Below are 3874 nucleotides of genomic sequence, written 5' to 3' on the forward strand. Positions count from 1 at the left end.
GGTGATGACGCTGCTGCCGCAACGGGAGATGACGCTGCTGCCGCAACCGGTGATGACGCTGCTGCCGCAACGGGAGATGACGCTGCTGCCGCAACGGGAGACGACACAGGCGGTCACGACACAGGCGGTCACGACACAGGCGGTCACGACGACCACGACGACCACCACGGCAAGCACAGCAAGCACGGCAAGCACAGCAAGCACGGCAAGCACAGCAAGCACGGCAAGCACGGCAAGCCGGGGAAGCACATTCACCACTGAGTGAGTTCTTCCCCGCAGTTCGGCGGGAGTGGCGAGTCGCGCGTGGATCCCCTTGGCGGATGGCGCACGGGTGGTCGCCCCCACACGCGAGCAAGGGGTGGCGCGCGGCGGATCGTCGTTGATTCCGTCGCGCGCCACCCGCGGAAGCAGGAGAAGCAGGTGCGAGCAGTCGCAATGAGAAGGACCGGGTGGGGTCGTGCTGGGCGGCGTTGAGTCGACAAATGCGAAGGATTCACAGCAGGCCGGCGCTGAGCCGGCAGCGCAGGACGGTGGCGAAGGACCGTGTAGGACTCGTGGAAATTCAGAGCCACCCCGCCTACTGGTCGCTGGAACGGGAGTCGCGGTGGCCCTGTGCCTCGCAGTGACCCTGGCCCATGTTGTCCTGGTGTTTCTGTACGTGGCGCCCTCGAACGCCATTTCCAAGGCGTACAACCAGCAGATCAACGCGTGGGTCCGGCCCTTGTTTTCGCAGAACTGGCGGCTCTTCGCCCCGGATCCGCAGTCTGTCAATCGGCAGATCTCGGCGAGGGTCGGGTACACAGCGCCGAACGGCACCACGCAAGTGAGTGAGTGGATCGACGTGAGCTCCATGGACGATTCCGCCGTCAAGCACAACGTCTTCCCGAGCCATACGGCACAGAACATGCTGCGCCAAGCCTGGAATTCCTACCTCAAAACGCACGGCAGCGACGACCAGCCACACTCGGAGCGGGCTCTTCTTATCCAGAAGTATCTCCGCAACATCGCAGCGGACCGCGTCACCGCTCAACGGGGCGACACCTTCGACTCCATCCAGCTACGGGTGACCACGCTGCCGATCGCCCCTCCCCGCCCGGCGAACGGCTCCCGTCCGGCCACCGCGGCACCTGCGCCGGCCGTGACCCGGAACCTGCCCTGGTGGAAGGTGGACTCGCAATGAAGCGGAGTGAGAAGGCACCGACCACGGCGGCCACAGCGCCCCGAGCAACCACCGAACAGGCCGCCGTACACGTGCTCCAGCGCGTGCTCGATCGGATCCACGCTTTCCTTGTCCTCCTGACCGAGCGGCCGGTCTCCCTGTACGCGGCGGCGATGTTGCGCATCGGGTACGGGCTGCTCTATCTCGTCTTCCTGCTCCGCGAGTTTCCACACCGCGACGAGATGTGGGGCCCCGGTTCGCCATGGACGCCCGAACTAGCCCGACTTATGTACGACCAGAGCGGATGGGCCAGCGCCCTCATGCTGTCCGACAGCCGGGCGTACTTCGAGGTCTGCTACGCCGTTGCCCTTGTCACGTGTGCGCTGTTCGTGCTGGGCTGGCACACGCGTGCGGTGTCCGTGCTGTTCGCGGTCGTGGTGGTGTCATTCCACGCCAGGGCGATCTACATGGCGGACGGCGGGGACAACCTCATGGTCCTCATGGCCGTCTACCTGGTCTTCACCGCGTGCGGTCGTCGCTGGTCCCTCGACGCGCGCAAGACCAGGCTCAAGGCCGCGGCCGGCAAGACTGCAGCTCCCCGCGGAAACGGTCTCCGGCACCAACTCGGCGATGTGCGCTCCATCTTGACCACCGTGCTGCACAACTGCGGCATGTTCGTCATCGCAGCCCAGGTCTGCTTCCTCTACGGATGCGCGGGCCTGTACAAAGTGCAGGGTCGCAAGTGGGCCGACGGCACCGCCCTCCACTACGTCCTGAACATCGACCTGTTCCGTCCCTGGCCTGAGTTGTCCCAGGTGATCGACGGCCACCACGTACTGCTCACCGTCGTCGGCTACATGACGGTGCTGGTGCAGGTCGCCTTTCCGTTCGTCCTCTTCAGCAGGCTCAAATACCCTGTCTTGATCCTGTTGCTGGGCATGCACGTGAATATCGCGGTGCTCATGGGGCTGCCACTGTTCTCTGGCGCAATGATCGTCGCGGATGCCGTGTTCCTGCCGGACCGCTTCTACCGCGCCGTGGGACGGCTATGGCGGCACGGCGTCCAACGAACCGGCGTCACGGGAGCCGAAGCCTCCGCCGGGACGACACATGCTGCAGTACCTCCACAGCCCGGACCGGCAGGCGACGCACACCCCGCAGGCCGATCACGTTCCCCTCATGGCTCGCGATGAACGGAAGGTCCTTGGGGGTGCTCCGGCTCCCTGGTCTTCCGCCCGGCGGTAAACGACAGGATGACGGTCCGCTTACGAATGGACCGGGTGCCGCTCCCCGGACCCGAACACCTCGTGGAGAAGGTGTGGACGCATACTTCGACCACGAATCGGCCCTGGTCCCCGTTCCCTGGCTGCTGGGTGCGTACTGGCCGAGGAAGAGTCAGAAAGGCAAGTCGCGCCTTCTATCGAGTGTGGGCTGCGATTATCCCGGCTATCGGCGGTTGCGATACGTGCGCTATGCCGATGACACCCTGCTTGGGTTCGCTGGAACCAAAGCCGAAGCAGAGGAAATCAAGGAGCGTCTGGCGCGCAGTTCCTGCATGACGATCTCAAGTGCGCCCAGCGGTCGGGTGATGGAGACGGTGGCGGATCCCTAGGCGGGGATGACAGCGGCCGCGCGTTGTTTGCATGCCGGTGCTCGACGCGCCGAGGAGCTCGGTCCTGTTGGCGTGGCCCGAGCGGACGCGGTCGCGGGCGGTGACGTCACCGGACACCCCCGGCAACCGCGTTGGTGCAGAGAAGGGCGAGAACGGTGCCGCCCGGCGGCCGGGGCGGTCAGACCGCGCTCGGTCATCATCAGGGGATCGCGGTCGCCAGTCCGAGCGGTTCGCGGCCGTCCCGCCGTACCATCTGCGTCCTGGACCGCTGCGGTTTCTCCTTGCGGGTGCTGCCGTTCTTCTTTCGCCGCCTCCCGGGCTGCGACCAGGTTGGCGCGCGAGGAAGCGGAGCGCGACCTTCTGGGCCAGGTCCTCGCACCAATCACCGGCCAGTAGCCTCTCGGAGTCATTGAAGATGCCCGTCGGGCTGTCGCGTTCAGGTCTCAGAAAACGCGTGCGTAATCAGGGTAAACCGGACATCCCTCACGTATCATGTGACGTGAGGGCAGCTTGAGGTTTGGCGACGGAAGCGCCCTGACCTGACCGAGAGGCCGCACCTGATCCCATCGGGTGCGGCCCCTTTGTCATGCGCCGCAGTCGGATCCGGGCCCAGGAACACACCCGTGCCCCGTCCGCGTACGAACCGAGCCAGACCTTTTGCATCTTGGTGTCGAAGCCGCTTGGGTGGCTTGCTCCGGTGGACATTGCCCGCACCTTCGCGGGAACGCCCGATGTCCAGCTCACCGACGACGGCCACGTTGCCGTATACCAGATCAGCCCGGGCACGGCTCATGCCCTGGCCGATGAACTACCCGCTGTGGTGACTGAGGCCCTGGAGTGCCGCTCGGAGCAGGAGGGGGGGCGGAGCGGTTCGGGGCGCAGGAGTTCTGCCGACGGATGGCTGAACGGGCGGGCGTTAGCCTCGCGCTTTCATGAGCGTCCTCGTCCATGCCTTGATCAAATAAGCAGAGAGTGCTTCTGACCTGCAACGATGGGACTTGTCTAGGGTCCTGTTGGCTGCACGGAAAGAAGCACTCTCCAGGTGAGCAAGCGTATCGGGTTGTACCCGCGTGTCCGCGTCGAGGGCCGTGGCAGAGGGGCGG

The 3874-nt window shown here is 65.4% G+C and carries 4 protein-coding genes; all 4 read left to right on the forward strand.

Annotated features, from left to right (window positions below):
* Positions 1–265, forward strand: a 265-nt coding sequence (locus tag ACWIHY_RS39390; RefSeq protein WP_454381484.1) for a hypothetical protein, incomplete at its 5' end; no start/stop codon positions are given.
* 339 nt (positions 266–604) lie between these two features.
* Positions 605–1180 (forward strand): DUF5819 family protein, encoded by a 576-nt coding sequence (locus tag ACWIHY_RS39395; protein WP_454381486.1) that lies wholly within the window; start codon positions 605–607, stop codon positions 1178–1180.
* Entirely contained in the window at positions 1177–2352 is a 1176-nt protein-coding gene (locus ACWIHY_RS39400) for an HTTM domain-containing protein (RefSeq protein ID WP_454381487.1), read from the forward strand. The genes ACWIHY_RS39395 and ACWIHY_RS39400 overlap by 4 nt, the downstream gene beginning before the upstream one ends.
* Positions 2353–2477: 125 nt before the next feature.
* Complete coding sequence (locus ACWIHY_RS39405; protein WP_454381489.1) at positions 2478–2771, forward strand: hypothetical protein; 294 nt, start codon at positions 2478–2480, stop codon at positions 2769–2771.
* Positions 2772–3874 lie beyond the last annotated feature (1103 nt).

The sequence above is a fragment of the Streptomyces sp. NPDC055287 genome (genome assembly GCF_053646035.1).